This is a genomic window from Leptolyngbya sp. FACHB-8 (genome assembly GCF_014695575.1).
Lineage (GTDB): Bacteria > Cyanobacteriota > Cyanobacteriia > Elainellales > Elainellaceae > Vacuolonema.
The window spans coordinates 33,792-59,949 of sequence record NZ_JACJOO010000047.1 but is presented as its reverse complement, the minus strand read 5'-3'; the positions used below and the strand labels follow the sequence as shown (position 1 = coordinate 59,949).

Genomic DNA, 26,158 nt, shown 5'->3' with positions numbered 1-26,158 from the left:
CCAAAAGCCCTTACAGGGTTAAGGATTGGGCATTGGTTTCAATTAGCTTCGCCAAGTCTTGCAGGAACGCTGCTGCATGGGCACCGTAAATAATGCGGTGATCACAGGTAATGTTGACCTGCATCTGAGTGCGAACTCCCAGCATACCTTCGCGGTTTGCCACCACTTGAGGACGGGAAGCTCCGATCGCCAAAATAGAACCCTGACCAGGAGGCAGAATTGCATCGAAGCGATCAACTCCAAACATTCCCAAGTTCGAAATGCTGAAGTTGCCAGTGCTGTACTCAGCAGGTTGCAGTTGCTTCACCCGTGCCCGTTCCACCAGATCCTTCCAGGTGCGAGACAAGGTGTAAATGTCCATTTGGTCAGCGTTCTGTAGAACGGGGGTGATTAGCCCACCGTCATCCATGGCAACTGCAACGGCTACGTTAATGCTGCTGTTGTACTGGATGCCCTGATCAGTGTAGTTGGCATACAGTAGCGGGTGTTTTTGGAGGGTTACGGCGATCGCTTTCGCCAACAACGCCGTCATCGTCACCCCTTTGCTCTTGATCTGCTTATAGAGCTTATCCAGCTCGTCGGTGGTAATGGTGTAGCCGACGTGGAAGGTAGGAACATCCAGACTTGCCACCATGCTGCGGTTTACAGCTCCTTGCAGCGTGGTAAATGCCACAATCTGACCGGGTGTCGCAGGGACGGGAGCCGGAGCCGGAGCGGCCGCAGGGCGGGCTGTAGGAGCCGGGGCCGGAGCTGCCACAGGAGCGGGAGCCGTTGCGACAGGAGCCGCAGAGGGCGCTTTACCCGCTGCACGTTCGACATCTTCAGCTACGATCCGACCGTAGGGGCCGCTGCCCTTGAGGGTGGCCAAATCAACCTTCAAATCTTTTGCCAGTTTGCGAGCGCGGGGCGAAATGACCGGGCGACCGCCATTGCTGGAACCATTCTTAGAGGGAATCACCTCTTCCAACACTAAGGGAATGGCCGATTCTACCACAGGAGCAGTAGCGGCGGCCGGAGCAGCAGCTCCACCGCCAAGGTTAGCGGCTTTCTGCTTAGCCGCTTCGATTTCAGCTTCAGTCTCAGCAATAAAGGCGATCGCATTTCCTACAGGAGCTACACCACCAGCCTCCACAATAATTGTCGCCAGATATCCCTCATTGAAGGACTCCACATCCATATCGGCCTTATCGGACTCGACGACCACAATGGTTTCGCCTTTTTCGACCTTGTCTCCCGGAGACTTTGTCCAGGACACAATTTTGCCCTCCTCCATGGTGGAGCTGAGGGCGGGCATGAAAACTTCGTAAATCATTGGCTTTAAGTCTGCTAGGGATGAGGATGGATGGGATGGGTCAGTGCAATCTTGGCAACTGATAATTGTATCGTGTTGAGGGAACATCAAGAGCGTCTGCACAAGGGCAAGCTCTTAGACATGGACGATTTTTCACACACATTGCGTGTGGGGAATGGTCTCTCAAATTCTCAAATAAGTTCTAAATTTCGCCGCGAATCTCTTCTACGATGCCATCGCGCAGCAGGACTTCGACCTGCATCTTCCGCACCAGGTTATCCCCCTGCTCAATCCGGAAAAACCCTTCAATCGTGCCCTGAGTCACTTCCTTGTCCATCTCCAGCAATTGCACTTGCTGAAGCTGTTGAAGGGTCTGGTTCTTGCGCTCTAACAACTCGCTCTTACGCTGGTTGACCTGGGCCTGGAGGTTGCCAACTTGCTGAGCGATCGCAGCATCGCTCGGGTTAGCCGCCTGCTTTTGAACTTCGGCAACCATGCGCTGGCCCTGCATTTCAATCTGCTGCAGTTGGCCGTCAATCTGATTAATTTGGGCCTGGAGTTGCTGTTGAACCTCCTCCTTCCAGCGGGGAGTCACAATGACTTTGATGTTAACCGGACGTTTAAGCAGGAGATGAGGCTTTGAAAGATCCATGAGAAGAGTTTCAGCGCAGAGTGACCAAAAAGACTATACAGAAAAACGGGTCGCCTGCACTGAAGTCCTATTAAATAAAAGGCTTCAAGCTCAGGCAAACATACCGTCAATCATACTGCGATAGCGATCCCTCACGACATCGCGCCGTACTTTTAGGGTTTGGGTCAGGAGACCGTTCTCAATGGTGAAGGGTTCTTCCAACAACACGAAGGGGCCAATTCGGTCGTCAGGACGATAGCCGGGGCGGTTCATTACCTCCCGATTCAGCTCCTTGCGAATTAAATCCTGCACCGCTTTGCTCTGCAGATCCAGCGAGACGTTTTCGGTTTTTGCCCAGGCTTCCAGGGCTTCCATATTCGGCACAATCAGGGCTCCCAGCACCTTCTGATCCTGACCCAGTAGCATGATTTGATCGATATAGGGGCTACGCAAGCAAGCGTTTTCGATGGGTAGCGGCTCAATGTTTTCGCCGTTGGTCAACACAATGGTGTCTTTGGCCCGTCCGGTAATGGTCAAGTCGCCCTGGGGCGTCACCCAACCCAAATCTCCTGTGTCGAACCAGCCATCGGGATCGATCGCCTTCTTTGTAGCCTCCGGGTTACGGTAGTAGCCCATCATCACCTGACGCCCCCGCAGCAAGATCAAACCCTGCTGCCCAACGGGTAAATCCCGACGAGTTTCAGGATCGACAATTCGCGTTTCTGTGTAGGGCAGAGGCTGGCCGTCGGCCCCTCGCAGGTTACGCATGGGACGGCGCACATGGGTAATGGGGGAAGTTTCCGTCAGACCATAACCACTGAGAATTTCGATCCCCACAATTTCAAAAAAGTCTTCCAGGTGCTCGGCAATAGAGCCGCCACCGCTGACGACAAAGTGGATATTGCCGCCAACGCCCTCGCGTACCTTGCGGTAGACGAGGCGATCGCCCAAACCATGCACGGGGGCCAGTGTCACCATCGTTGCCAGTGCTACCGCTTTGTCCAGAGGCGACGGATTCAGGTTCTCCAGGTTTAGCCCCAGGAAAGTACGGCGCGCTTTGATGTAGCGATCGCTCTGCCCCAGGAAGAACTGCACCAATTTCTGTTTTTTCTCAGGCTGTTCCCGAAACTGCTTCTGAATTCCTTCGTAGATGGATTCCCACAGCCGGGGCACCGCCACCATGTAGTTAGGACGATAAGTTTTGAGGTCTTTTTTGACGTAGCGAATGTTGGTGTAAATCTGCGTGCAGCCGTGGCCAAAAATAAAGTACTCAAAGCTGCGCTCGTAGCAGTGCCAGATAGGCAGGATACTGAGGACGCGATCGCCCGGCTGCAAATCCACCACCGTCCCTGCGCCGGATACCTGAGACAGCAGGTTGCCATGACTCAGCATGACCCCTTTAGGCTGTCCGGAGGTTCCGGAGGTATACATCAGTGTGGCTAAATCTGTACGTTTGGCGGTAGTTGGCTTGAGAGGGTGGCCCTGGCCTCGCTCCATCACAGCGGAGAAGGTCATCACATCGATGCCTGGAACTTCAATGGGCGTTTCATCAGACAGGATAATAATTTGCTTGACCGGAAGCGGCTCTGGTTGTGCTAGCAGCTTCTTTAAGGTGTCAATGTCCTGCACAACCAGAGCAATGCTTTCGCTGTGGCTGAGTATGTAGCGCAATTCTGCCGGATCAGCCTGAGCACCCCGCACCACATCAATCATGCCAGCTGTCATAATGCCCTGATCTACCAGCAACCATCGGGGTTGATTATCGGCAAAGAGAGCCACACGATCCCCGGATTGCAAGCCAAGGGACTGTAAACCGGCTGCAAATTGCTGAGTCTGCTGATACAGCGCGCTGTAGGTGATTTCGACGGGAGGATTGGCGTGGGGGTCGTGAAGCGCCACCACTGAGCCAAAACGCTGAGCGGCGATCGCCCACAGTTCAGGAACCGCTTGCAGCGAATCAAAAGCCATGGGGCGCTGGTTCGTCTCGGTGTTAACCGGATTTAGGGTGGCTGCATTGCTCATGGAAGGACTCCAGGTTGACGTAATTTACGTGCAGTTGAGGGTGCTTTATTTCACTATGGCACTGACCGCGATTGGCTTCCCCATTTCATAACATTAGGAGCTTCGATAGCAAGAATTAGCAAAATGCCATGAAAGTTGATGCCAGCCCTGGCGTGAGTTTTATGTGCCCTGAGAACACCCAAAACTCCCATCAGATTTTGATGTGCCCTAAGGAATTCCAATACTTTTTCATGAGCGTAGGCATCCGGACGCTAAAATGGCAGACGGTGTAGACAGAGTTTTTACCTGGCATCGTTCCGGATGGATCAACTTGACCCTCCGACGATTTATACGGATCTCACCATTCCCCCATTGGAGAAGATATATGCCACGAGCTACCTGGAATGGCGCTGTTTTGGCCGAAAGCGATCGCTGTGTCGTCGTCGAAGGGAATCAATACTTTCCCCCCGATGCTCTTCACTCCGAATATTTTCAGCCCAGTGACACCCACACAACCTGTCCCTGGAAAGGGTTCGCCAGCTACTACAACGTGGTAGTGGATGGAAAAGTCAACAAAGACGCCGCCTGGTACTACCCCACCCCCAAAGATGCAGCGAAGCAAATTACGGGGCATATCGCCTTCTGGCGTGGAGTTCAGGTCGAAGTCTAAGTTGTGTTCCATCATGCGCGATGCCCACAATCTGTCATTGATCCCTTTGAGGATTAAAGTGGGCACCCTAGACAGGATGCTGCGTCGTTAGACTTAGCATTGCCCCCGATCTGCGCCTGGTTGAGGGGTGGCTCGTTCCAGTCACTGTGTTAAGCGCTAAAATTCTGCTGATTCTGTGTGTCCATTGCGAAACCATTAATGCAAGTCGATAGCCCTCCCACCCCACCCCACGGTTCCCTGCTGGATGCCCTGCCCAACATTGACGGCCTGGGCGATAACTGCCCCCATCGTGCCCGTGTCCAGCTCGACTTGCTATTGCTGGCGATCGAAGCCCTGGATTTGAACGGGTCTGAAGCACTCCTCAGCTTGACCCAAGAACTCAACCTCAAACCTGTGATCGAAAACCGGGTTAAACTCTGGCGTTTGCGTTGCACCAACCCCTTACGTCGCTACGGTAGCCAACATCGCGAGCTGAGCCAGACAGAGGGAAAAGCTCTGGTGATGATGATCAGCTCTCAGGCACGGCGGCTCACGGTGCTGATCCGGCAGTTACTGCTAGCTTATGAGCAACTGAACGAACGCAACATTCCGCTAGAATCTTCCTTCCGTTTATCCGAATATTTAGAACGTTTCCGTGCCCATTTCCGCTCCCGGATGAACCCCAAGCGGGCAGCGGTCATGGCCTACAACACGGATGAAAAACTTAACAGTCTGGCCCTTTCTCTGCTGAGTCAACTGCTGTTTTGCACGGGTATTTCAGGTACTCAGCGGCTGTGGATTAGCCTGTTTGATGGAGAGGTGGCATGACCATTCAGCGTGAATACAATCTGCCCAACTGTAAGTTAGTCGTCGAAGGATTTGCCCCAGACGGCACTGAAACCTCTCCCCGTCCGCCTCTCTCCGTCGTTACCCATGTCGAGTGTAATCTGCTGGGTCTAGAGCCGCCCCTTACCGGGGGGCGATCGCTACTCGACTCCCTGGTGCTCGTTGTAAGCAACTACGCCCAAGAGTTTCTCAGCGGCGTACCGCACCCTCACAGCCCTGGGGCGTCCGGTAGCCATCGGGCGGATCGGGAAGTGGTACGGCTAGAACGTGTTAATCCAGACGTGCATCGTCTAACTGTGCAGTCAAAAGAGGATGCATCCGCAGGTAATGGACAAGTTGCGATCGGCGCTCCTGGAACCATTCAGCTAGACCTGAAAACGGTACAACTTTTTGATCTGGTAGAAGCGCTCGATCAAATGTTGGCGGATCAGCAAACGGTTCCTGACCTGACCGTTCCTCTAGCCCCCATTTCCCGTCAGTATGCCGTTACCCATGAGCCTGTGGGTAAGCGTGTTGTACCGATTGCAGTGGGGTTAACCAGCCTGGCAGCAGCAGCGATCGCTCTCTTCTTCCTCCCCATTCCCGAGCGGCGCGTGGAGCAGGAACCCACTGCGCAGGAATCGCCGGCTGCAGTATCCAATACAGCCGCAGTTCTCCCCGGTGCTTCTCCTGCAACCAGCCCCTCTCCAAGCCCTGAGGCGACTGCTAGCCCTGAAGAAACTTCCAGTCTTGAAGAAACTTCCAGCCCTGAAGAAACTCCCAGTCCGGAGGTGACCTCCAGCCCGGAGGCGAGCTCATCGCCTGAGGCAGAAACGTCACCTAGGCCCAGAACAAGCCCAACAACGGAAGCCTCAGCAACACCTTCTCCAAGGCGCTCGGCTGCGGCTGGCAACCTCAACCAGGCGTTGACCCGGGATAACGAAATTACGGATCCCGAGGTTGTTGACCAGTTACAGGATCAGTTGCGCAATCGCTTGGATGAAGCCTGGACTCAGGGTTCAGATTTCCCTGAAGAGCTAGTCTACCGTGTTCGTACCGCTGAAAACGGCGACATTCTTGGCTTCCGTTATGTGAATGATGCGGCTGTACAACACATGGACAAAACTCCCCTCCGAGATTTGCAGTACAACTCAACGGGCAACGATGCCCCTGAGCCGTCTGCCGATTTTCGGGTGGTCTTTACTCCCGGCGGGGCGGTCCAGGTCAGCCCATGGCATGGGCGGCCTGCTCAATAAAACTCAGAGTGGGGGTGGTTTTGCCACCCCCACTCTTTAGTTATGGAATATTGGCTTTGTCAACACTCCATCATTTTAAGAACCCTTATCGATAAGCCTGGGGCCCTGCCCACACATGATTGACGTATTGCCCAAACGTAATGGGTTGATCCTCTGGGGCGGGATCGGTAGTACCGCTGGGATCAACGGCCCATTGTTCCCATTGGGGATCGCCCATCATTCCCGCTCGGAAGAGAGCCCGATTGGGATGAGTGCGGCTCCAGCCCAACAGGATAGCGTTGCTATAGGCAATGCCACTGGGAGCAAGGGTGTGAGTGCGGTTGGTGTGGTGATCCCAGATTACAGCGAAGTCTGATGCTAACCCGGTGCCAAACATCGATTCAAATTCACGGGCCAGGATGCGATCGCCATCAGGAGACCAGGCCACGGGGATCACGATAGCGATCGTGCCAGAAGTTTCCTGATCGGCTTCATGCATGAAGGGGTTATCGGCAAAAGGGGCTGTAATGGGGATCGTCTTTAAGTCTCCCGTCTGCAAGTCTTCAACAAACATTGCGCTACTCACCCGACTCCGGGTAAAGTCAGATTCGACCACCAGTTGAATCCGGCTGTAGGCGGCAAAACGCCCATCCGGCGATAGCAACGACTGGGTGCGAAAATAGCGCATCCGAGAAACAGAATTGCGGGTGTCAGACAACGTGGCCAGCACCCAATTCCAAGGAATTGGGAAAGGGCTGTTCAGCGGATCGAGTTGAATAGACGGTTGCATGGCAGTGTGAGGGCGTGAGGGAAGTGGAGTTGTGCTGAACACAACAGCAACATGCAGGCGTTCAACACAGATATTGGAGTGATATTGTGTCAGGCGATTGTCGATGCCCGACGGAGAGGAAGAGAAATAGGGGCATGAACGAATCACGTACAAACACGTGATCCCTCAACTCCAGATTGAAACTCACGAAATAGCCAAGAACAGGAAACAAAGGAGTGCATTACCCGATGCCTAGGTGTCGCAGCGGAGTATGCCTTCAAACCGATACAAATCAGGTTCAAAAGCCTCGGAGAAAACCGCAACGATCCCCATCGAATTTGCTCTAATGTAGTCTAATTGACGATTGATCTGGGGTTTCCCTGAAAAAACCGTTACCAGTCTTAACGACGCCCTTTGCCACCAATCCGGACAGGATGTGGGAATATGGAAGCGGTTATCCAAACTGGTATTTGAGCACCATTAAAGCGTTGATTTACCGTTTTCCCATAAGCCAGAAGATGGATTTCCTCACTATTTCCCGGTGCTACAATCAACCCTCGGTGTCTTGTTTTGACATAGGCAATCCATTCGGAGTAGACGTATAGCAGCACTGCATGTCCTGTTTTAGCTGCTTGCATTGTCTTGTTGCACCCTTGCGCTTTGCACTGTTGTCATGTCTCAGACCCAAGCAATTCCTCCCTCAACTCAGCCTTCTTCCAGACGCAAGAATCGGGCCTTAGGAGTTTTAACTCTTATATTTCGTCTACTGTTACTGGGGGTCAGTGGTGGGTTGGCTTGGCTGATTGGGATAGCGATCGCCCAACTAGCCCCCGGCACAGTAGCCGAACCGCCTCTCACGGAGCGCCTGCTCCAGCAAGTCGAAGACTTGAATGCGCGTCGGCAAACGGGGGTTATGCCATTTCAGCCCTCAACCCAACCTGCGGCAGAACCATCGTTAGCACCAACACCACTAACCCTGGCTCCCTCAGCCCGCCAGACGGCTCAAGCCGAAGTTAACCAGATTCAGGGAAATTTGCAAACCTTGAGCGATCGCGCCACCGCTCTGGAAACCGAATTGGGGATCGTGCCCACCGCCGCGCCATTGGATGCCCGGTTGCGACGCTTACAGCAGAGCATTGATCCAACAGCGGCTCCCGTAGAGACGAGCCCCGTTGCGGCGGGCGAGCGGACTCTGCTGGTCACTCTACCCAGCGATGCGTTGTTCGAGCCCAACGGACAGATGCTACGACCGGCTGCCCGTGGCATTCTAGACAGCATCGCTCAGGATTTACAGGCTTATCCCAATGCGGTCATGCGGGTAGCAGCCCATAGTGATGCGAGCGGTAGTGCTGAAGCGCAACGGGAGCAATCCTTTGCGCAAGCTAGTACGGTGACAGGGTATCTACAAAGCCGCTTAGGTGCTGGCTACACATGGCTGACCGTTGGTTATGGCAACACTAAACCATTAACAGGCGCAGGCAATTCTCCGGATCCATCCCGAAATCGGCGAATTGAAATTCGTATTGTTCCTCGATAGCCCAGTTCAATCAAGTGATTGGGAGAACCGGGAAATTAAAAAAAGCAGGCTATGGTGTCAAGGAGCAAACTATTAAACCCATTCGGTTTTATCGCTCCTTTGATTTCTCTGAAAAATTTGCTTGCCAGCTTTGAAAAGATCAGTAAACTTCTAGAGACGGACTATGATGAGGGCAACTTTAGTCTTCCTCGGCTTTAGATTCTGTTGATTCCGTCCTCTCTTTGGAATCTTTTCCAAGGCGGAAAAAAGACGGCATCAATGGGCTCTTGAGTCTGTCTAAATACGGCTTATTTGAAGGATTTATTGAAGGAGTGAGGTTATGACTGCTGTTCCTAAGCCCCTGGTACCGTATCCGCGATCGCCCCGGTCACGCCAGGATGGCTCACTTCAGGCCATTAACTCCTCCCGCCCAATGCCCCTGGCTCCCAGGTCTACACAACCCTCAAGCCTAGCTGTACGTCCCTCAGCAGCAGACTTACGGTTGGCTCCGCCCGGACGGCGGCAGAATAGTGCCCCCACGGTACAGTCTCTGCCCGTTTCACGGTCCATGCCAGCGGGGCTGCGGACGTTAATGCTTGCGCAACAGGTTGCCACACCTCTGACCTTTCTGGTCATTGCAGTGACCGCCGTATTCTATGGCTGGACGGTTTATACCCAGCAGCTCTGGAGCCAGCAGTACCATCGGCTGGAAGCTCTACAACGGCAGGAACGTCAACTTATGGCGGCCGATGAAGTGTTAAAAAATGATTTGGCCCAGCAGGCTCTCAACCCCAATAGTGGGCTGATCACCTCTGACTTAAACACGACTGTGTTTTTGGATGCTCCGCCGCCCGTTTCTAGTGAGGCGATCGCTCCTACAGCAGCGTCTGCACCCGCTCCCGAGGTTGAACCTGCTCGTCCTTTTGCCTACTAACCTCGCCCTAAGCCACTCATGATTCGCCCTGGCTCTCGTAAGCCCACCTCGGCTCCACGGGGTGCCCACCGCCCCAGCGTTCAATCCTTTCGCTCCCGCCCTGTTCGCCCTGAACGCTTACCCAGGGGAATGGGGAGTAGTGCTCGGCCAGTGAAGCCATCGCGCTCCTCAGCTCTGGATCATCCCAGGGCGCGGCTGCTTATCGTATGGGCCATCCTGCTTGTCAGTATGGTAGGGCTTGCTGCAAATCTGGTACGTTTGCAGGTATTTGATGCGGAGAGCTTACAGGCGCAAGCTGAATCGCAGCAGAGCATCATGCTCAATTCACCACCGCCCCGTCGACCCATCGTTGATCGCCTGGGCAATATTCTGGCGGTGGATCGCCCGGTTTACACACTGTATGCTCACCCCAAGCTGTTTAAGGAGTCGAAGGAAGCCATTGCCCAGGCTCTGTCTCCTATCATCAACAAGCCAATGAGCGACCTGGTACAACTCTTTCAGAGTGGGGAAAGTGGGCTGGAAGCTGGATATGCCTTACCCGAGGATATGGCTGACCGGATCCGCGACTTACGGATGGATGGATTAGAGCTGATTGAAGAACAACAACGGCTTTACCCTCAGCAAAATTTGTTTGGAGAAATTGTTGGCTTTGTCAATGGCGAGCAGAAGGGACAGGCAGGCATTGAATATAGCTTTGACGAGCAGCTTCAGCTCAAGCCCCGCAAGTATGAGCTACGGCGTACAGCCATGGGGGAAATCCTCCCCGGTTCAGACCCCGGAGACCTGACCCACTCTGATGAATTGAGTCTGCACCTGACGGTTGATAGCCGGCTGCAACGGCTGGTCCGCATTGCCCTTCAAAACACCATCAAAAGCTATGGTGCCAAGCGGGGAGCTGTCCTGGTGATGGATGTGCGCGATGGTTCCCTGATCTCGTTGGTCACCGAACCTACTTTTGATCCCAACCAATTCTACAAGTCCCCAGCAGATCGCTATCGCAACTGGGCCGTTAGCGACCTGTATGAGCCAGGTTCTACATTCAAGACCGTGAATGTGGCGATCGCTCTAGAATCGAAGGCCGTTAAGCCCAGTGATAGCTTTGTGGATGAAGGCCAAATTATCGTTGGAGAATGGCCTATTCAGAACAACGACTACTCCTACGCTGGGGCACGAGGCCCGCAAACTATCACTCAAATCATCCAAAACTCCAGCAACGTAGGTATGGTACGGGTGATGCAACAGCTCAAGCCAAATGACTACTATGGTTGGCTTGAGAAGATCGGCCTGGGTGATGTGACAGGCACCGACCTACCCTTTGAAACCGCCAGTACCCTGAAGGACAAGGAAACATTTTTATCAGACCCTATTGAACCTGCAACCACTGCTTTTGGTCAGGGAATTTCGCTGACACCGCTGCAAATGGTTCAACTTCAAAGCAGCATTGCCAATGGCGGCATGTTAGTGACACCTCACGTTGTCACCGGGCTCTACGACGCCAACAACAAACTTCAATGGCAACCCAAGCTGCCGGCTCCCCGCCGAGTTTTCTCCACAGCAACGGCTCAGGCCGTGTTGAAGATGATGGAAGCCGTGGTAGACGATGGCACTGGAAAAGCCGCACAAATCCCCGGCTATCGGCTTGCGGGAAAAACAGGTACAGCCCAAAAAGCCAGTGCCTCTGGTGGATATGATTCCTCGGCACGAATTACCAGTTTTGTCAGCCTCTTTCCATCCGATGCTCCCCGTTATAGCATCCTGGTCGTTGTTGACGAGCCTCAGGGAGACAACGCCTATGGTGGGACTGTAGCAGCCCCTCTGGCAAAGACGGTCATTGAAACAATGATTACCACACTGGGTGTTCCTCCTAGTCGCCCAGCAGAACTGAAGGCTTCCCCCGCTGCTGAAGCAGCTACCGATAGCTGGGATGACACTCAGACCTCAGATGATACGCTTGATTCGCAACCAACCGATGCAGCTGATGATGGGTTGACGCAGGACACAGACGACCAGGGCTGGTAACTTGAACTCGGATTTCTAAACTGGTTTGAGAAGGTTGGTTTTCTGTGCCCTTTAGACACGAATAATCAACCTTTTCAAACGGGTTCTTATAGTAATTCAACCTCAGTTCTGGTTAAGGGCTTTTTCGAGTGCCGCGCTTCGCGCGGCACTCGAAAAAGCCCATTATTGCGTGCGCGTCGCGCACGCAATAATGGGCGGTTCGGCTTATCCCGAACTGACGTTAATTCAGTATGAGGATGCGTCGAATGTTCTACACTTTTTCCTGTTAAAAAGATATGGTGATGAACTTCCTGCAAAGGAAGCAAAACTGCGCCCACCTTGGATCGCGTATTTATTAACCTGTAATTCTTTTTGGGGAAGGGGTGGCGCAACCACCCCTTCCCCAAAAAGAATTACAGGTTATTTTGTTTGTGATTCTTTGGATAAAACAAGTGCCATAAAACTTAGTGTTTCTCTACAAACTAGACGAGGCAATCGGTCTAAAATTAGGAAAGTTAAGATTATTGGCTTCACTTCAGTTCGCTCCAATTCCGATTCTTAATTTGCGAACAAAGCATTACACTTCAAAGCCTTTTGTTTGCGATCGCTCAAATTTTGCATCCTACCTCATTCACCTAAAAGGGCATTGATGGAACATTTTTCGTAGGCACATTGCACGAAAAATCTACCGTTTCTGGGGCTCAGACATGCTCTCATTCTCTGCGTTTCTATCAATTTAAATGGAATGGAATAGATCTGGGTGAAGTGACCTCTCGCAGAGGAAACGTCATCATGAGTACCACTATTCAACATCGGCCTGAATTAGATGTATTCAGGACCTGGGATCATTTTTGTGAATGGATTACTAGCACCAACAATCGCCTCTACGTTGGTTGGTTTGGAGTACTGATGATTCCCACCCTGGCAGCGGCAGCGATCGCCTTCAGCATTGCCTTCGTTGCGGCTCCTCCCGTCGATCTGGATGGAATTCGGGAACCTATCATTGGTTCGCTGCTAGGGGGCAATAATATTCTGACTGCCGCCGTAATCCCCACCTCAGCCGCTATAGGACTGCACTTTTACCCTCTCTGGGCAGCGGGATCAATTCCTGAGTGGCTCTATAACGGTGGGCCTTATCAACTGATTGTGCTGCACTTCCTAATTGGAATTTTTGCTTACCTGGGACGACAGTGGGAGTTGAGTTACCGCCTGGGGATGCGGCCTTGGGTAGCGATCGCCTTCTCCGCTCCCGTCCTGGCCGCCACTAGCGTGCTGCTGATCTATCCCATAGGTCAGGGCAGTTTCTCGGAAGGATTGCCCCTGGGCATTTCGGGCACCTTCAACTTCATGTTTGCTTTCCAGGCCGATCACAACATCCTGATGCACCCGCTGCACATGCTCGGCGTTACTGGGGTATTAGGCGGAGCTATGCTCAGCTCTGTGCATGGTTCTCTCGTATCTGCCAGCCTGATTCGCACAACCTCTGACCTGGAATCCGCCAACATGGGCTACCGGTTTGGACAACAGGAAACCACTTACAATTTGTTGGCAGGGCACGCAGGGTACCTGGGCCGCTTGTTGATCCCTGCTACCGCCTTCCGAAATAGCCGTGTCGTTCACTTTCTGATGGCTGCTCTCCCAACAGTTGGCGTTTGGGTTGCTGCTGCTGGGGTTGGTGTTATGGCCTTCAATTTAAACGGCTTTAACTTCAATCAATCCATTCTCGATAGTCAAGGTAAAGTGATTCCTACCGATGCGGATCTTGTCAATCGAGCCATGCTAGGAATTCAGGCCATGCATGCACCCAACACGCACCACTTCCCCAACATTTTGGCAGGAGGTGACGCAACTCCAGTAAGCCTGAGTGCTCCAGTGGTTCAGAGCTAACGGACAACAAATTGTCTACAGATGTCCCGGTGGTGTGAGGACAACACGAGCTACACATGTCCCGGTGGTGTGAGGACAACAAACGAGAGGGGGAGCCAAGCTCCCCCTCTCGTTAAAGTTAGAGCTTATGCAAAAACTTGGATAGCCTATCCATCCCCTCTTCGATCATCTCCATGCTGGTTGCATAGGATAAACGAATGCAATCGTCTGCCCCAAACGCAATCCCCGGTACCGCAGCGACCTGATATTCATCTAAAAGAGCGTTGCAGAAGTCGAGAGAGGTCATTCCGGTGTCTCGAATGCTGGGCAGCATATAGAATGCGCCATCTGGTTTTAAGCAGGTCAGACCGGGCATTGCATTGAGCCGTTCATGCATGACTTCACGACGCTTTGCAAAGGCTGTCAACATGGTCTGAACACAGTCCTGAGGACCGTCGTAAGCAGCGATCGCCCCATACTGAGCAAACGTACACACATTCGATGTGGAATGACTTTGGAGCTTCGTAGCCGCTTTAATCAGAGGTTGTGGCCCTGCCAGAAAACCGATGCGCCAGCCCGTCATGGCATAGGTTTTAGCAAAACCGCTGCTGACAATGGTACGTTCGTAAATTTCTGGCCCAACGGCACCCATGCTGAGGTGAGTGGCTCCATCGTAGAGAATTTTTTCGTAGATTTCGTCAGCGACAACATAGATGTTCGCATCGACAATCACCTGGGCGATCGCCTTCACCTCCTCGGGCGTATAAACCATCCCGGTCGGATTTGAGGGTGAGTTGAAAACAAACAACTTTGTCTTGGGAGTAATAGCCTGCCGCAATTGCTCCGGTGTTATTTTAAAGTTTTGTTCCACAGTGGTGGAAACAATGACAGGGGTAGCTCCGGCCAGCTTCACCATTTCGGGATAACTGACCCAGTAGGGAGCTGGAATGATCACCTCGTCGCCTGGCTCTAGAAACACCTGAGCCAGGTTATAGAGAGATTGTTTGCCACCGTTGGTCACCAGAATATTGTCAACGCCATAGCAAAGTTGATTATCGCGCTGGAGCTTTTGGGCGATCGCTTCCCGCAGCTTCAGTTCTCCAACAGCGGGGCCGTAACGGGTTTTGCCCTGATCGAGGGCTGCCTTCGCGGCCTCTACGATGTGGGCTGGTGTATCAAAATCGGGCTCCCCGGCGCTGAAGCTACAGACGTTGACACCTTCGGCCTTCATTGCCTTTGCCTTAGCATCAATGACCAACGTCATCGACGGTGACACCCGATCTACCCGCTCCGCCAGTTTCATGACAAACCCCAAAACTCTTTCATCAGTGTTGTTATGTATCGATTCCTGACGAGGCAAACGCTGCATCGCATCCCGACGATGAAGTATCCCCGGCAGGGCTCCTAGCTAGAATAACGTACCCACCATAGACAAGATGCGAGAAATGTCAGATAACGGTTACATCAACGCTGTGTCCTGGCGATTGAATGATACCGCTGGATATATTCCTATAGACTCGCATATCTTTCACAGGCGTTCGCCATGGCAAATCCAGAGCACCTCTCCTTACTCCGGCAAAGTATCAACCACTGGAACCGCTGGCGGGACGACAACCCTAGCGTAATTCCCGACCTCAGCCAGATTAATCTCATCCAGAATGATTTACAGGATGCTAATCTCAGTCGGGCTAATCTTTCGGATTCCATTCTAGCGGGGGCTAATCTTAGCCGAGCCAATCTTGAGCACGCGACTCTCTGTCAGGCTGATTTAAGTGGAGCCGAGCTAGGAGCTGCGAATCTCAGTGGAGCAGATCTGCAAGGGGCCAATCTCCTGGGCTGCTATCTGCGAGAGGCCGATTTAACAGGAGCGAACCTCTCCCAGGCGGTACTGAACCGCTCAGACTTGGGCCAGGCTAATTTGACAGAGGCCAATCTTACTCAGGCCAACCTGAGCGGAGCCGACCTGAGCACCGTGACTCTAACCCAGGCAACGTTGAGTGGTGCTGACTTGAACCGGGCTGATTTGAGCCGGGCCAATCTGAGAGCCACCAATCTGAGTGGAGCCAATCTCAGCTATGCCCGATTGATAGGAGCCAAACTGTCTCAGGCAAATCTCTCAGGAGGGAATCTGGCCGGCATCCGGCTGAATCGCGCTGATTTAGGAGAAGTTAATCTGAGTGGGGCCGACCTGAGTGGGGCTGACCTGTTGGGAGCAAAATTACAGCGAGCCAACCTGACCAGAGCCAATCTGAACAGTGCGAACTTAAGCGGTGCTAATCTTCAGAATGCTCAAGTGGAAGGTGCAAACTTACAGGATGCCAACCTGGAAGGGACGATGATGGAAGGCGTAAGTCTTGACCAGGTAGTTTATGCCGAAGCTGCCCCTGTAGCCGACTCCGACGAAGCATCGCCAGATATCGAAGAAATTTTGGCCATTTAACACGTCAATTCGGGAGCATCTGCTTACCCATTTTTGCGCGAAACGTAGGCAAAAATGGATTTTGATGGGGCAACGCAATGGGCTGCCCCATCAAAATTATGGCTGAGTTCAGGTTGTGGAGGTTAAGGCTTAAATATTGAGCTGGGTTGAGGGCGATCGCCATTCACCCCCTCAAGCTCTTCCTGATCCTCGGGTCCAGAGTGCAACAGCAGTTGTTGCACATTACCCACATAGATATTCTCCTGATCCAAAGCCAATTTCAGGCGGAACCGAAATTCTCGGCCTACAGCCCATTGCTGCAAGGGTTGAGTCTTAATCCAGGTGCGGATCAGGATGCCTGTAGACGTAATATTTTCTACACCCAAGACCTCCGGCGGCTCCACCAATAAAGGTTGCCATTTGGGGTCGTCATATAGTCCCTGAGCCACATCCCGGATCACCTGCAAACCTTTATTAACATCTGTGCTGAGAGCCAGTTCAATCGTGTGATCGACCCGAGCCCAGGAGCGAGTTAGATTTTCGACCCGGTTGATCAAGCTGTTGGGCAAAATAATCAAACGCCCTTCTCCATTGCGAAGATGGGTCGTACGCAGGTTCAGGTTCTCAACCAACCCAGCGGCATTATCCACAGAAATCACATCCCCAATCGCGTACTGGTCTTCTAGCAGAATCAGAAAGCCGTTCACGAGATCACGGATCAGGTTTTGGGAAGCCAGGGACACAGCAAATCCTATAATCGCCCCAAATGCCAATACCGACTGGGTACTAAAGCCCAGGGTTTCGAGAATAATCAATACTGCCAGCAGGTAGACCAGAAATGTTTTTAGCCCTTTCAGTACATTGGTGATGGTGGTGATGCGGAGCGATCGCCGCTGCATATCTCCCCCACCCCCCTGGATACGCCACAACGCCATGAGACGGTTGATCCCAATGTCTGCCAACCGATTCACTAACCCGGTAGCTCCCCACACCAGCACAATGGTCAGAGGTGCCAGCAATACCTCCAGGGCTGTGACCTGCATCAGCGGCAACTCTTCCACCAGGATGGCAATTCCCACCAACCAGGCCAAAACTCCGGCCCAAATTAGCAACCAGCGCAACAGATCTAACCAGCGCAAGCGTTGATCCAAATCAAAGTAGCGCTTCAGAGTTTCAGGAAAATCTAGCAGGAATGCCGGATCGGGGTCTCCTTCCGTGGGTGCCTGGGGTGGCACAGGAGACGAAGCAGCAGATTGCCGTTCTTTTAAAGCCTGACGGCGATGATTGAGCCGCTTAACCCCCACAAAACCCAGCAGGCTGAGTAGCAGCAGACCCAACACAATAATCAGGGCTAACCACACCCAGCGGGCTATGGCTTCTGGTTGTCGCGATTTTAAGGCGTCGAGGAGAGCGGTTTGGAGGCGATCGCGCCACCGCTCTGCCAACTGCGTACGAGAGAGGCCGTAATAGTTGGCATCCTGCTCTGTCACCGTCAGAAGGATTTGCGGCTCTGGATGGTCAGCATCACTCGCAGCCACAACCGTTTGGCCACTGAGAGGCGCTACCCCAACAGCAAGGGTCTTTGGATCAAAGCGAGTGCCATACTCCATCTCGTTGTCGAGCAGAGAAAATTCTTTCAACGATAGGATATAGTCCAGGTTCTCCCGAATGCGCTGAGCCCGCACCTCTACCGGGGTTCGCCCCCCCAAATTATTCCGGTCCAGGATTGTAGGAGCGACTACGTCAAATAACCGTTCCCCATCCAGGATGACGGGGGCCAATTCAACATTGCCTACCCGGCGCACATTGTCCGGTGGTCCCAATACCTCACTCGGCGCGGGTGACGGCGATAGGGCGGGAAGCGGTACCTGAGCTTGAGCTAGCGGTCCTGTCAGCCCCATCAAGCCTGTCATTACCAGCCCCAACAAGAGTAGGCCAAGGAATCGTTTCGGTCGAAATCTCAACATGAAGCATCTCGATGCACGACATCCACAGCCTATTGTCCGGATTTTCTCCAGGTTTGCTTACTCATATAGGATCGCATCCCTACCACGGGCGGTCTGCCGAAGGGATGTTTTTATAGAGGTTCCTACCTAGCTGCCAGATAAAAGACCTCCTGCATGAATCGATTTCTAAAGCGTGAATCATTGCGCGGTGCAGCCGCGCAACGATTTACGCAGGAGGTCTAAAGGCTGTCTCTTTCAGCGCTATGCGATTAGGGCTTAGCAAAAAATAAAAATCCCGAAGAAGGGGGCTATGGGCAAAGCCTGCACCCCCTTCTCCGAGATTTCATTTGACAGCAAGTCCCTTAAGCGATCGCCACAACCTCAGGTAATCGCAATGCCAAACCATGAGCATTGGCCCAGGTAGAAAGATCTTGGAAGGAGCGATCGCGATATTGCCCATACCGCTCTCGCTTATCCCGCACCTTCGTCGGCAGGGTTGGAAGAATTCCAAAGTTGGGTGGCATCGGCTGAAAATGCTTTGGCTCAGCCGAGCTGATGAAGTCAAACATTGCTCCCATCATTGTGGAAACTGGCATAGTTAGCAACTCACGCCCCAGGGCAACACGAGCGGCATTAGTCCCAGCTAACCAGCCTCCTGCGACAGCCGCCGTGTATCCTTCAGTTCCGACCAATTGCCCCGCCGCTAGCAACGTTGGACGCTGATGGAACTGAAGACCCGCACTCAACAACTCTGGTGAATTGATAAAGGTGTTGCGGTGCATCACCCCCATCCGCACGAACTCAGCATTCTCTAGACCAGGAATCAGCTGGAAGACGCGCTTCTGTTCGCCCCACCGCAAGTTGGTCTGAAAGCCCACCATGTTCCACAGCTGACCAGCTTTGTCCTCCTGGCGCAGCTGCACTACTGCATAGGGCTTCTTGTCCCGGTTTGCCGGGTCTTTGAAATCTCCAAAGCGGGCATCAAATAGACCCACGGGTTTTAGAGGGCCATAGCGCATGGTGTCCTCGCCTCGCTTTGCCATCTCCTCAATCGGCAAGCAGCCCTCAAAAAACTTGGCGGTCTCTCGCTCAAAATCCTTCAGCTCTGCCTGTTCTGCCTGACATAGCTCCTGCCAGAAGTGGAGATACTGATCCCGGTTCATGGGGCAGTTGAGGTAAGCCGCTTCACCGCGGTCGTAGCGAGACGCCATGAAGGCAATGTCTTGATTGATGCTCTCCCCCACGACAATTGGGCTGGCTGCATCAAAAAAGCTCAAGTAATTCTGCCCAGTGAGCCGCTGTAAATCTGCTGACAGAGCTTCGCTCGTGAGTGGACCCGTCGTCAAGACCACCACTCCCTCTGTTGGAATCTGAGTCACCTCGCCCCGTCGCAATTCGATCAAGGGATGCTGAGCCAGGGTTGTGGTCAAATCTTCACTAAAGACGGCCCGATCGACTGCCAGCGCACCCCCGGCAGGCACCTGATGCTCATCTGCCTTGGCAATCACCACGGAACCGAGCCGCCGCAACTCCTCATGCAGAAGCCCCGAGGCCCGATCTGTGGCCTGCGCGCCAAAGGAGTTGCTGCATACTAACTCGGCCAAGTGCTCGGAGTGGTGAGCAGGAGACTGCCGCTCAGGGCGCATTTCATGCAACACCACCGGCAATCCTGCTCGCGCAATTTGCCAGGCCGCTTCGGTTCCAGCCAGTCCACCACCTATGACATGAATCGGTTCCATCGGGTTTGGGTGGGCGATCGCCCCTACATCCATAGCTCAACCTATCCAGCATAACGGTTTACGCTCAGCTCCTATGGCTATGGCCAGGTTCGTTAGAGCGATTACAGGCATTGCTTGTAATCGCTCTAACGAACCTGGCCACGGCTCTAGATCAACAGGGTCGGATGAGTGCTTAGCCCCTATCCCCCTCACATCATTGCGACGATCGCCCGATCAGAATAACTACTGAATGTGGTTTTCTCTAACCCTTCCAATCCGTATTTCTAACCGTGTTTTCTCAATTCTCTCCCCGATAAATTGAGCAAGGTGATTATGTGTGCTCTGTCTCAGTACAAAACAAAATCTCTAAAACCTATTTTTCGTTGCGGTGAAGCCGCCGCAACAAAAAAATCCAGTTTTTAGCAAGGTTTGAATTTTTGTCCTGTGCTGAGCAGCGCTGCACGTCATCACTAAGCCAGAACTGTTTGGGTGTCTCTCAAAACCATGTTGAAGCATTTTTCCCTGGCCCTGGGGCTCTCCGTTGTCTGTGGATTGCTACCGGGCAATTTTGTTAGGGTTTCGGCCCAAAATCTATCGCTATCCGATTTGACTACTGCCCTACAAACTTCTGTTTGTTTGAATGATTGGACGACGGCAATTCGGCTCACAAGTCAGATCATAGGGCAGGATAGCGTGTCGTCGAGCGATCGCCAATCCTATCTACAGTTGCGCCGTCAATTTGAAGCCTACCGCGCTGCTCAAACTGTCTTTGATCGATCGGGACATACCCAGTGCCAAACCCTATTAGCTGTAGCAAATACCCCTGAGGTCGCCGCAACTTCCAATTCTGAGTTGAACTGGGACCGAGCAGCTCAAAGTCTCTCTCAGTCCAATGCTTCACCGGGTTATATGGCAACAGCAAACTCAACAACCCGAGCAGCGGTAGCACAGGAGTCTGCAGCGGAGTGCTACACAATTTCTGAGGGCGATCGCGAAGTTGCCAGTGGCTCAATTAGCTCTCGTTGGGGCTATGACATTATCCAGGAGGATCGGAGTAACGACTTCTACCTTGTATACTGGCCACAAAATGACTGCACAGCAATTCGTAGGACGGACACCTATCCCACTCAAAATGAGGCCTATCGAGCATTTCGCACTTGGGCAGATGACCAGGCTTACTAATATCGTGTCGTTGTGCTGACGATAAAAAGTGGTGCAGCGCTTTGTGCTACACCACTTTTTATCGTGTGTTTACCCTCGTTCTTGTCTGAAATTAACCCAACTGCTCTGTCAGCTGGCGCTTAGCTTCGGCTAAAGCCTCAGGCAGCTTAGAGGCATCGCGCCCACCGGCCTGGGCAAAATTAGGACGGCCACCGCCGCCGCCACCGCAGAGCTTGGCGATCGCCCCAATGAACTTACCAGCCTGTACCCCTTTCTGGTTCACCCCAGGGCTGAAAGCTGCAATCAAGTTCACCTTTTCCGCTTCAGGGGAAGCTCCCAAGAATACTGCCCCTTCACCCAGCTTTTGCAGCAAACGCTCCGCAGCGGTCTTGAGGGAGTCAGCATCAGCACCGGGCATTTCTGCCACCAGCACCTTAAAGGAGCCGACGGTTTCTGCCTGATCGAGGAGTTGGTCAGATTTTGCTAGAGCCAGTTCAGCCTTCGCCGCATCCAGTTGTTTCTGGGTCGCCTTCAGTTCCTCCTGAATGGCCGTGACCCGATCAGTGAGTTCCTCGGGCTTCGCTTTGAAGCGATCGCTCAACTCTCGCACCACCTTATCGCGCACGTTCAGATACTCCAGCACTGCGGGACCTGCAACCGCCTCGATCCGGCGAATTCCAGCCGCCACACCCGTTTCGGAAATAATCTTGAACAGACCGATTTCAGCGGTGTTGTGGACGTGGGTTCCCCCGCACAACTCCATAGAGACACCTGGGAAGTCAATGACGCGCACCTCATCCCCATACTTCTCACCAAACATGGCGGTCGCGCCCTTGGCTTTCGCCTCCGTCAACGGCATCACAGTCACGTGCGCCCCATGGGATTCTGCGATCCAGGCATTCACCTGTTCCTCAATCTGTTCAATTTCCTCCAGGGTGAGGGCACGGTTGAAGTTGAAGTCAAAGCGCAGACGGTCGAAGGCAACCAGAGAGCCTTGCTGCCCGATATTCTCGTCAACTAGCTTCTTCAGAGCGGCCTGGAGCAGATGAGTTGCCGTATGGTTAGCCTGAGCCCGACGGCGGCAGGCCAGGTCAATCTGAGCCGTGAGGCGATCGCCTGTCTTCAGCGTCCCCCGCTCAACGCGGCCAAAGTGAACGAAGATCGCCCCATCCTTCTTCACATCTTCAACCCGCACCACAATCTGGTCGCCTGAGAGGTAGCCGCGATCGCCAATCTGTCCTCCAGACTCCGCATAAAAGGGAGTGCGATCCAGCACCACCTGAACGCTGGTTCCAGCCTCGGCGACCTCAGTCGGTTGGCCTCCGACCAGCAGCAATTTAACCTCGGCAGGACTGTTGACCTCGGTGTAACCTAAAAACTGGGTTTCGTGCAGGTTCTCGGCCAGCTTGTCGAGGGAACCTTGCACCGTCAAGTCAATGGTTTCGTGGGCTTCACGGGAGCGATCGCGCTGCTCCTCCATGGCGGCTTCAAACCCTTCGACATCGACAGTGCGGCCCTGTTCTTCGGCAATCTCCTGGGTCAGCTCTAAGGGGAAGCCGTAGGTGTCGTATAGAACGAAGGCATCACGGCCCGACACCTGCCCACCTTGCGGAACCTGAGACAAAATATCCGCCAATAGCTTCTCGCCCCGATCCAGCGTTTCCAGGAAACGAGCTTCTTCTAATTGCAGTTCGCTCAGGATAGCTTTTTCTCGCTGGCGCACATTGGGGTAAGGCGCTTCGCTCAGGGCGATCGCCACCTCCGCCACTTGAGTAATAAAGGGCTGCTCAATACCAAGCAAACGCCCATGGCGCACCACCCGCCGAATCAAGCGCCGCAGAATATAGCCCCGTCCCAGGTTTGAAGCGGTAATGCCATCAGCAATCATCTGAACGACCGAGCGCACATGATCGCCAATCACCTTGAGGGATACCTTGGCCGTTTCATCACACGCCGCATATTGCAGCCCTGCGATCTCCGCTGCCTTCTCAACAATGGGGAAGATCAGATCCGTTTCGTAGTTATTGGGCTTGCGCTGGAGAATTTGGGCCATTCGCTCCAGACCCAGCCCCGTATCAATGTTCTTCGCAGCCAGGGGAGTCAGAGCCCCGGCAGCATCCCGGTTGAACTGCATGAACACCAGGTTATAGAACTCGATGAAGCGAGTATCGTCTTCCAGATCAATGTGGTCATCGCCCCGCTCAGGATGGAAATCATAGTAGATCTCAGAGCAGGGGCCGCAAGGGCCGGTGGGGCCAGAAACCCAGAAGTTATCGTCAGCTCCCATGCGAATGATGCGATGCGGAGGTACGCCAACCTGATCGCGCCAGATAGCAAAGGCTTCGTCATCGTCTTCAAATACGCTCACCACTAATCGATCAGCCGGAAGCTTGAACACGTCGGTGGAGAGTTCCCAGGCCCAGGCGATCGCTTTCTCCTTGAAATAATCCCCAAAGCTGAAATTACCTAGCATCTCAAAGAAGGTGTGGTGCCGCGCCGTACGCCCCACATTCTCAATATCGTTGGTACGAATGCACTTCTGAGATGTGGTGGCTCGGGGGAACTCGGAGGTACGCTGCCCCAGGAAAATCGGCTTAAACGGCAACATCCCCGCAATGGTCAGCAGCACCGTGGGATCTTCGGGCACCAGGGAAGCACTAGGCAGAATCTGATGCCCCCGCTCAGCGTAGAAATTCAAGAAGGTTTGGCGAATTTCAGAGCCAGTCAGCATTGGGATGTTGGTAGTGGGCAGGGCAGTAGACATGGGTTTTCCTGGTCGTATCAATAGGTCAGGCTAAGAAGGATCTGGGTCGACAATGGGTTCAGATGGAGTTTTTCACTAAAGAAAAAGCTCTAAGAATTCCTGCAAGGGTATAAAACCCCTATGGCATTAACGTAATATGGGAATTTACGGCAGACATCTCAGGGTCATCTTTAGACTGAAAATATATCCCTAATCTTCTCCTTCCATGATGCCGTACGAACGAGCAATCCTCACGTCTAACTCTAGATAGGCCGACTGGAGTGAACATTCAGTTAGCCCTTTGAGGAGACGCTTTTACCTGCTTGTGAAGCGTATGGAGTTCTCGGGCAATAATTGCTGTCTACAGGGTATGTATCTGAGATCCGCAACCGTTCCGTAATATTTTCCTAACAATTTGTAGCCATGGATATCCGCGGCCTTTGCCCCATAGCACGACTGGGTTTTCATGGCCCCGGTTTGGTATCTCAAGGGTCTACTGATTTCCCATTATTACTTGCCTGGTTCTAACTCCTACAGTCCATACGCTAACGAAGCGTCTCGGTTGCCACCGCTTGCCTTATGTACCCCCACATCTGGATTTAACTGTACGGAATCCTTGACATACTGCCTGGAGTGTGCCTCCCAGACCAATGGATGCTTCAATCTTAATCGTTGGTAGCGATGACTTTGTCGATACCTTTTCAAGCTTGGTAGAGAAGTTATCGATCTTTGCAATTCAAGTGGCGTCTCATCCTCGTGAAGCGATGTCACTCGTGCAGGCCCAACAGCCCGACTTATTACTGCTTCAGGCCAGTGAACTGGGTGTCCTTGACCTGTGCCAACAAATTAAATCTCAAAGCCAGCTTGCCTGGATTTACTGCATTGTGATTCAAACAGCCCCAACGCTTGGTCATATGCAGCTTTCAGATCCGACCTTGTTACTCCAGGCTGAGATTCAGGCGTTGCAGATGGGAGCAGATGCCCTGTTGAATCTACCCATTCCCTTGCAACCTGAATCGCTTGCCCTAGAAAGATGCGATCCTCTTGTCCTGCAACGGCTTTACGCACAGCTTCACGCCGGCCAACAGCGGGTACAAAACCATCGAGATTTGATGCGTACTAACGATTTGCTGTCGGCGATCGCCCTCGTTGATCCCCTCACCGAGTTGAATAATCGTCGTGCCTTCGAATGGGAACTACCCCGTCAGATCCAAAACAGCCGCGATCGTGAGGTGCCGATCAGCCTGTTGATGCTAGATATTGATTATTTCAAACGAATTAATGATACCTATGGGCACGTAGTGGGCGATCGCGCCCTAAAACTGGTATCTGCCCGACTACGCCATAATTTGCGCTTCTACGACACCCCCTTCCGGTACGGAGGTGAAGAGTTCGTTATTCTACTGAGTGATACAGGAGCCGATGAGGTGGGGGCGATCGCAACCCGCATCTGTGATCTGATCAGCAGCCAACCCTTCAGTATCAGCGATAGCTTAGAACTAACCATTACTATTAGTGCCGGGGTGTCATCCCTTCAAAGCACTGACGACAACCGTGGCGTTAGCCTGCTCCACCGAGCCGACCAAAACCTCCTCCGAGCCAAAGCCCGAGGCCGGAATCAGGTTGTCCTGAGTGACCCTCCTACAGGGAAGTAAGCCTTTGAAGAACAAAAAGCAGTGGGAGATGCTGTTAGCATCTCCCACTGCTTTTTGTTGAGTTTCGAATGAGCCGTTAGAAGCGCTCGGCTGCAGGGGGAGTGGTCGTCGTACCAAACCCGGGCTGATTCAAGAAGAGATTCTTGGCTGCATCATTTTGATAGACACAATCAATCTTGGGCTTCTCGTTAGGCCGATTCAGCTCGCCTGTGAAGCCAAAGGTATTCAGCCGCTGACGGCAATCCCTTACATCATCATTGGTTACTAAATTCTGCTTCTCCAAAATTGACCAGTTGGTGCTTCGCAACACACATCCGGGTTCCATTGAAGGCTGAGAAATATAGACGTTAAACGGGTTTAAGGTGACAAAAGCCCGCATATTCATCGTGATAGCACTGGCGCCATACTGGGCACAAATTTCTGGGTTGGGTGCACTACGGTCGATCGCTTCACGGGAGGCAATATTTTCGGGGCCAAAGTTCGCTGTCGAACTAAAGGCGATGCCCATACCGATCCCGAGAATAAAAATGGCCGCCATGACAGCCACGCTGGCATAGTTAAATGCAGAGGTCAGCGGAGATTTGTTGGGTGGCTTGTCCATAGACGGTCGTTGGGAAGAGGATCGAGGCGGAGGGGAAGGTGGGCGTCGTCTCATGGCAGTTTTGTAAAGCAACCACTAACGGTTTGCAGGGGTAGAGCGCTACGAAGATCCGCAGCCACTTTAAAGTCCAGTATAGCGATCGATCGGGGCATCCGGGGAGAGGGCAGCTTGGGGGCACCTTATCATCGACGTCAAAATTG

The 26,158-nt window shown here is 53.0% G+C and carries 19 protein-coding genes; 10 read left to right on the top strand and 9 right to left on the bottom strand.

All coding sequences use genetic code 11. The annotated features are described in order from the left end of the window. Positions 1–10: 10 nt before the first annotated feature. The 3 genes from H6F91_RS09900 to H6F91_RS09890 all read right to left on the bottom strand — a co-directional run bounded on the left by H6F91_RS09900 (position 11) and on the right by H6F91_RS09890 (position 3,890). Positions 11–1,312 carry a dihydrolipoamide acetyltransferase family protein gene (locus tag H6F91_RS09900; RefSeq protein WP_190770619.1) on the bottom strand — a complete coding sequence of 434 codons (1,302 nt, stop codon included), beginning with the start codon at positions 1,310–1,312 and terminating at the stop codon, positions 11–13. 181 nt (positions 1,313–1,493) lie between these two features. Further along, positions 1,494–1,943 carry a YlqD family protein gene (locus H6F91_RS09895; protein ID WP_190770620.1) on the bottom strand — a complete coding sequence of 150 codons (450 nt, stop codon included), beginning with the start codon at positions 1,941–1,943 and terminating at the stop codon, positions 1,494–1,496. Between the two features lie 90 nt (positions 1,944–2,033). Further along, positions 2,034–3,890 (bottom strand): AMP-binding protein, encoded by a 1,857-nt coding sequence (locus H6F91_RS09890; RefSeq protein ID WP_347280025.1) that lies wholly within the window; start codon positions 3,888–3,890, stop codon positions 2,034–2,036. 418 nt (positions 3,891–4,308) lie between these two features. Here H6F91_RS09890 and H6F91_RS09885 point away from each other — a divergent pair, with 418 nt between their 5' ends. The 3 genes from H6F91_RS09885 to H6F91_RS09875 all read left to right on the top strand — a co-directional run bounded on the left by H6F91_RS09885 (position 4,309) and on the right by H6F91_RS09875 (position 6,653). After that, entirely contained in the window at positions 4,309–4,593 is a 285-nt protein-coding gene (locus tag H6F91_RS09885; RefSeq protein WP_190770622.1) for a DUF427 domain-containing protein, read from the top strand. A gap of 198 nt (positions 4,594–4,791) precedes the next feature. Further along, positions 4,792–5,400: a DUF3038 domain-containing protein gene (locus H6F91_RS09880; RefSeq protein WP_190789310.1), complete on the top strand. Its 609-nt coding sequence runs from the start codon at positions 4,792–4,794 to the stop codon at positions 5,398–5,400. Then, entirely contained in the window at positions 5,397–6,653 is a 1,257-nt protein-coding gene (locus H6F91_RS09875) for a DUF4335 domain-containing protein (protein WP_190770623.1), read from the top strand. The genes H6F91_RS09880 and H6F91_RS09875 overlap by 4 nt, the downstream gene beginning before the upstream one ends. 85 nt (positions 6,654–6,738) lie before the next feature. Here the strand turns inward: H6F91_RS09875 and H6F91_RS09870 are convergent, their stop codons facing one another. Beyond that, positions 6,739–7,569, bottom strand: a complete 831-nt coding sequence (locus tag H6F91_RS09870) for a hypothetical protein (protein ID WP_199307729.1) — start codon at positions 7,567–7,569, stop codon at positions 6,739–6,741. A 505-nt stretch (positions 7,570–8,074) separates the two neighbouring features. Between H6F91_RS09870 and H6F91_RS09865 the strand changes: the two genes are divergently transcribed. The 4 genes from H6F91_RS09865 to H6F91_RS09850 all read left to right on the top strand — a co-directional run bounded on the left by H6F91_RS09865 (position 8,075) and on the right by H6F91_RS09850 (position 13,736). Next, the gene (locus H6F91_RS09865; RefSeq protein WP_190770625.1) at positions 8,075–8,938 is read left to right on the top strand and encodes an OmpA family protein; all 864 of its coding nucleotides are present in this window, start codon (positions 8,075–8,077) and stop codon (positions 8,936–8,938) included. A 319-nt stretch (positions 8,939–9,257) separates the two neighbouring features. Beyond that, complete coding sequence (locus tag H6F91_RS09860) at positions 9,258–9,851, top strand: hypothetical protein (protein ID WP_190770626.1); 594 nt, start codon at positions 9,258–9,260, stop codon at positions 9,849–9,851. Between the two features lie 18 nt (positions 9,852–9,869). After that, the gene (locus H6F91_RS09855) at positions 9,870–11,870 is read left to right on the top strand and encodes a penicillin-binding protein 2 (protein WP_199307728.1); all 2,001 of its coding nucleotides are present in this window, start codon (positions 9,870–9,872) and stop codon (positions 11,868–11,870) included. Positions 11,871–12,641: 771 nt separating this feature from the next. Continuing rightward, positions 12,642–13,736 carry a Photosystem Q(B) protein 1 gene (locus H6F91_RS09850; protein ID WP_190770627.1) on the top strand — a complete coding sequence of 365 codons (1,095 nt, stop codon included), beginning with the start codon at positions 12,642–12,644 and terminating at the stop codon, positions 13,734–13,736. A gap of 118 nt (positions 13,737–13,854) precedes the next feature. On the opposite strand, the gene H6F91_RS09845 is transcribed toward H6F91_RS09850, so the two are convergent. After that, a complete protein-coding gene (locus tag H6F91_RS09845) occupies positions 13,855–15,018 on the bottom strand; it encodes a pyridoxal phosphate-dependent aminotransferase (protein WP_190770628.1) in 1,164 nt (387 codons plus the stop codon). Positions 15,019–15,258: 240 nt separating this feature from the next. On the opposite strand from H6F91_RS09845, the gene H6F91_RS09840 reads away from it, so the two are divergent. Next, a complete protein-coding gene (locus H6F91_RS09840) occupies positions 15,259–16,155 on the top strand; it encodes a pentapeptide repeat-containing protein (RefSeq protein ID WP_190770629.1) in 897 nt (298 codons plus the stop codon). Positions 16,156–16,277: 122 nt separating this feature from the next. Here the strand turns inward: H6F91_RS09840 and H6F91_RS09835 are convergent, their stop codons facing one another. After that, positions 16,278–18,101 carry a mechanosensitive ion channel family protein gene (locus tag H6F91_RS09835; RefSeq protein WP_190770630.1) on the bottom strand — a complete coding sequence of 608 codons (1,824 nt, stop codon included), beginning with the start codon at positions 18,099–18,101 and terminating at the stop codon, positions 16,278–16,280. Between the two features lie 341 nt (positions 18,102–18,442). Continuing rightward, positions 18,443–19,852 carry an FADH(2)-oxidizing methylenetetrahydrofolate--tRNA-(uracil(54)-C(5))-methyltransferase TrmFO gene (trmFO, locus tag H6F91_RS09830; RefSeq protein WP_347280022.1) on the bottom strand — a complete coding sequence of 470 codons (1,410 nt, stop codon included), beginning with the start codon at positions 19,850–19,852 and terminating at the stop codon, positions 18,443–18,445. 450 nt (positions 19,853–20,302) lie between these two features. Between trmFO and H6F91_RS09825 the strand changes: the two genes are divergently transcribed. Further along, positions 20,303–20,980 carry a hypothetical protein gene (locus H6F91_RS09825; protein WP_190770631.1) on the top strand — a complete coding sequence of 226 codons (678 nt, stop codon included), beginning with the start codon at positions 20,303–20,305 and terminating at the stop codon, positions 20,978–20,980. A gap of 91 nt (positions 20,981–21,071) precedes the next feature. On the opposite strand, the gene alaS is transcribed toward H6F91_RS09825, so the two are convergent. Next, entirely contained in the window at positions 21,072–23,723 is a 2,652-nt protein-coding gene (gene alaS / locus H6F91_RS09820; RefSeq protein WP_199307727.1) for an alanine--tRNA ligase, read from the bottom strand. A gap of 629 nt (positions 23,724–24,352) precedes the next feature. Here alaS and H6F91_RS09815 point away from each other — a divergent pair. Beyond that, entirely contained in the window at positions 24,353–25,357 is a 1,005-nt protein-coding gene (locus tag H6F91_RS09815) for a diguanylate cyclase (protein ID WP_190770632.1), read from the top strand. Positions 25,358–25,433: 76 nt separating this feature from the next. Here H6F91_RS09815 and H6F91_RS09810 read toward each other — a convergent pair whose 3' ends face one another. Next, positions 25,434–25,958: a DUF3172 domain-containing protein gene (locus H6F91_RS09810; protein ID WP_347280024.1), complete on the bottom strand. Its 525-nt coding sequence runs from the start codon at positions 25,956–25,958 to the stop codon at positions 25,434–25,436. Positions 25,959–26,158 lie beyond the last annotated feature (200 nt).

Bases quoted from the DNA above. Each gene is read 5' to 3' on its own strand.
- H6F91_RS09900 (WP_190770619.1), bottom strand. From the start codon at position 1,312: ATGATTTACGAAGTTTTCATGCCCGCCCTCAGCTCCACCATGGAGGAG.
- H6F91_RS09895 (WP_190770620.1), bottom strand. From the start codon at position 1,943: ATGGATCTTTCAAAGCCTCATCTCCTGCTTAAACGTCCGGTTAACATC.
- H6F91_RS09890 (WP_347280025.1), bottom strand. From the start codon at position 3,890: ATGGCTTTTGATTCGCTGCAAGCGGTTCCTGAACTGTGGGCGATCGCC.
- H6F91_RS09885 (WP_190770622.1), top strand. From the start codon at position 4,309: ATGCCACGAGCTACCTGGAATGGCGCTGTTTTGGCCGAAAGCGATCGC.
- H6F91_RS09880 (WP_190789310.1), top strand. From the start codon at position 4,792: ATGCAAGTCGATAGCCCTCCCACCCCACCCCACGGTTCCCTGCTGGAT.
- H6F91_RS09875 (WP_190770623.1), top strand. From the start codon at position 5,397: ATGACCATTCAGCGTGAATACAATCTGCCCAACTGTAAGTTAGTCGTC.
- H6F91_RS09865 (WP_190770625.1), top strand. From the start codon at position 8,075: ATGTCTCAGACCCAAGCAATTCCTCCCTCAACTCAGCCTTCTTCCAGA.
- H6F91_RS09860 (WP_190770626.1), top strand. From the start codon at position 9,258: ATGACTGCTGTTCCTAAGCCCCTGGTACCGTATCCGCGATCGCCCCGG.
- H6F91_RS09855 (WP_199307728.1), top strand. From the start codon at position 9,870: ATGATTCGCCCTGGCTCTCGTAAGCCCACCTCGGCTCCACGGGGTGCC.
- H6F91_RS09850 (WP_190770627.1), top strand. From the start codon at position 12,642: ATGAGTACCACTATTCAACATCGGCCTGAATTAGATGTATTCAGGACC.
- H6F91_RS09845 (WP_190770628.1), bottom strand. From the start codon at position 15,018: ATGAAACTGGCGGAGCGGGTAGATCGGGTGTCACCGTCGATGACGTTG.
- H6F91_RS09840 (WP_190770629.1), top strand. From the start codon at position 15,259: ATGGCAAATCCAGAGCACCTCTCCTTACTCCGGCAAAGTATCAACCAC.
- H6F91_RS09835 (WP_190770630.1), bottom strand. From the start codon at position 18,101: ATGTTGAGATTTCGACCGAAACGATTCCTTGGCCTACTCTTGTTGGGG.
- trmFO (WP_347280022.1), bottom strand. From the start codon at position 19,852: ATGGATGTAGGGGCGATCGCCCACCCAAACCCGATGGAACCGATTCAT.
- H6F91_RS09825 (WP_190770631.1), top strand. From the start codon at position 20,303: ATGTTGAAGCATTTTTCCCTGGCCCTGGGGCTCTCCGTTGTCTGTGGA.
- alaS (WP_199307727.1), bottom strand. From the start codon at position 23,723: ATGTCTACTGCCCTGCCCACTACCAACATCCCAATGCTGACTGGCTCT.
- H6F91_RS09815 (WP_190770632.1), top strand. From the start codon at position 24,353: ATGGATGCTTCAATCTTAATCGTTGGTAGCGATGACTTTGTCGATACC.
- H6F91_RS09810 (WP_347280024.1), bottom strand. From the start codon at position 25,958: ATGGACAAGCCACCCAACAAATCTCCGCTGACCTCTGCATTTAACTAT.